The following is a 1,882-nucleotide window of genomic DNA, read 5'->3' as shown; positions in this document are numbered from 1 at the left end:
CCATGAAGAACGTGGTCGAGCAATTTCGCGAGCAGGTCCAGAATCTGGAGTGATCGATGACGACGGACGGTCACGGAACTGACGGTGTCGAGCGACGCGGATTGATGTTCGTGCTGTCCTCGCCGTCGGGCGCAGGCAAAACGACGCTGTCGCGTTTGTTGATCGAGCGCATGCCGGGCCTGCGAATGTCGGTCTCGGCGACCACGCGGCCGATGCGGCCCGGCGAGGTCGACGGCCGCGACTATCTGTTCGTCGACAAGCCCCGCTTCGAGGCGATGGTGAAGGAGGACGAGCTGCTGGAATGGGCGACCGTGTTCGACAACCGCTACGGCACGCCGCGCGCGCCGGTCGAGGCGGCGCTATCGGCCGGGCAGGACGTGCTGTTCGACATCGACTGGCAGGGCACGCAGCAGCTGCGCGAGAAGGCGCGCGCCGACGTCGTCAGCGTGTTCATCCTGCCGCCGTCGGCTGGCGATCTCGAGAAGCGGCTGCATTCGCGCGCGCAGGATTCCGACGAGGTGATCCGCAAGCGCATGAGCCGTGCCAGCCACGAGATGAGCCACTGGGCCGAGTACGACTACATCGTCATCAACCACGACGTCGACGAGGCCTTCGCCGAGGTGCAGTCGATCCTGAAGGCCGAGCGCCTCAAGCGCGAGCGGCGGATTGGCCTCGTTGGTTTCGTGCGAGGTTTGCAAGGCCAGCTCCAAGGTTAGAGCCAGGGTTAGAGCCAGGGTTAGAGCTAAGGCCAGGCTGCTTCAGCCGCGGCCCTTCCTGCAGCAGCCGTTCCAGCATCGTGGTGATGATGTCGATGTTGACCGCATCCTCATCGCGACCGGCCGGCCCTTCATTGCTGTCGGCCTGGTCCGCTGCGAGCCGGGGTGCACGGGCCTCGATCTCGAATTCCCTGTCGAATACCGCGATCTCGGGCTCGTCGGATATCGCGGCTTCGGCGACGCCAGCTGGTTCAGTTGGTTCGTGAGCCGGCTCGTGCGCTTCGATCATATCGATGTTGCGGTCGATTGCGGCGAGCTGGGCCGCCTGGGGGCGTGCGGCGTCGAAATCGATCGGACGCGGCGGCTGCGCGCGCGGCGTGACGGCCGGCTTCGCTTTGAGCCATGGCGCGCGGCCCTCGTCCCGGTTCTGCGGCTCCCGATCGTCCCAATTGACGCGGCGGTGGTCGTTCGCCTGGACGCGGACGCGCGCGCGCGCCCCGGCGAAGCGGTAGACGACGCTGGCGAGGATGCCGGCAATCGCCAAGGCGCCGCCGATCACGAGCAGGAGCGTCTGGAGCGAGCCGGTTGGCTTGTCGGCGGGAAGTTCGGCCGCGGCGAGTGCCATCGGGGCGGGGCCCTTTGCCGGCTTCGTGTTCGGCTGCGTCGCGGAGGCGGGCGCCGGCTGCGGCGCGGGCGCAACGGATGTCGTGGAGGCATCGGGCCAGCGCGCGGCGACGGCGGGCTGTTGCGCGTTGTTGTCGGTGATGGCGCCCGGCGGCTGTTGCGTGACCGGCGGTGCACTCGTTGCGGCCGGCGCAGGCGCGGTCATGTTCGGCGAGCCCGGTGCGGCACCGATCTGCGGTGCAATATATTCCGCGCGCGCGTTCTGCACCGATGGCGTTGCTGCTGAATCCGCGTCTGGTGTGTCGGCCGTCGCCTGCGCGCTCTGCGTCGCCTTGCTGCCTTCGGCGCGCAGGTACCAGCATTGCCGCTTGGTCGCGCGATCGAGGCGATAGTGCCAGTGCTGTCCCTGCGGCGCGGTGCTCTTCGGCGAGGCGAGGCAGTCGGCGGCCGCATTGGCCGTGTTCGATGCGCTCGGCGCGTTCTGCGACACGGCAGCCAGTGGCGCGCCGGCAATGATGCTGCCGACAAGCGCGGATATGAAC

The 1,882-nt window shown here is 68.1% G+C and carries 2 protein-coding genes; one reads left to right on the top strand and one right to left on the bottom strand.

What is annotated here, in order from left to right:
• Positions 1-56 precede the first annotated feature (56 nt).
• Positions 57-716, top strand: a complete 660-nt coding sequence (gene gmk, locus AC1D00_RS39195) for a guanylate kinase (RefSeq protein WP_477014368.1) — start codon at positions 57-59, stop codon at positions 714-716.
• On the opposite strand, the gene AC1D00_RS39190 is transcribed toward gmk, so the two are convergent.
• The coding region (locus AC1D00_RS39190) for a hypothetical protein (RefSeq protein WP_477014367.1) at positions 649-1,882 on the bottom strand (1,234 nt) is incomplete at its 5' end. The genes gmk and AC1D00_RS39190 overlap by 68 nt on opposite strands.

The sequence above is a fragment of the Bradyrhizobium sp. P2_E8 genome (genome assembly GCF_056403875.1).
This window is presented reverse-complemented; position numbering and strand designations above follow the sequence as displayed.

Excerpts from the sequence above, each read along its gene's own strand:
- gmk (WP_477014368.1), top strand. The coding sequence starts at position 57 with ATGACGACGGACGGTCACGGAACTGACGGTGTCGAGCGACGCGGATTG.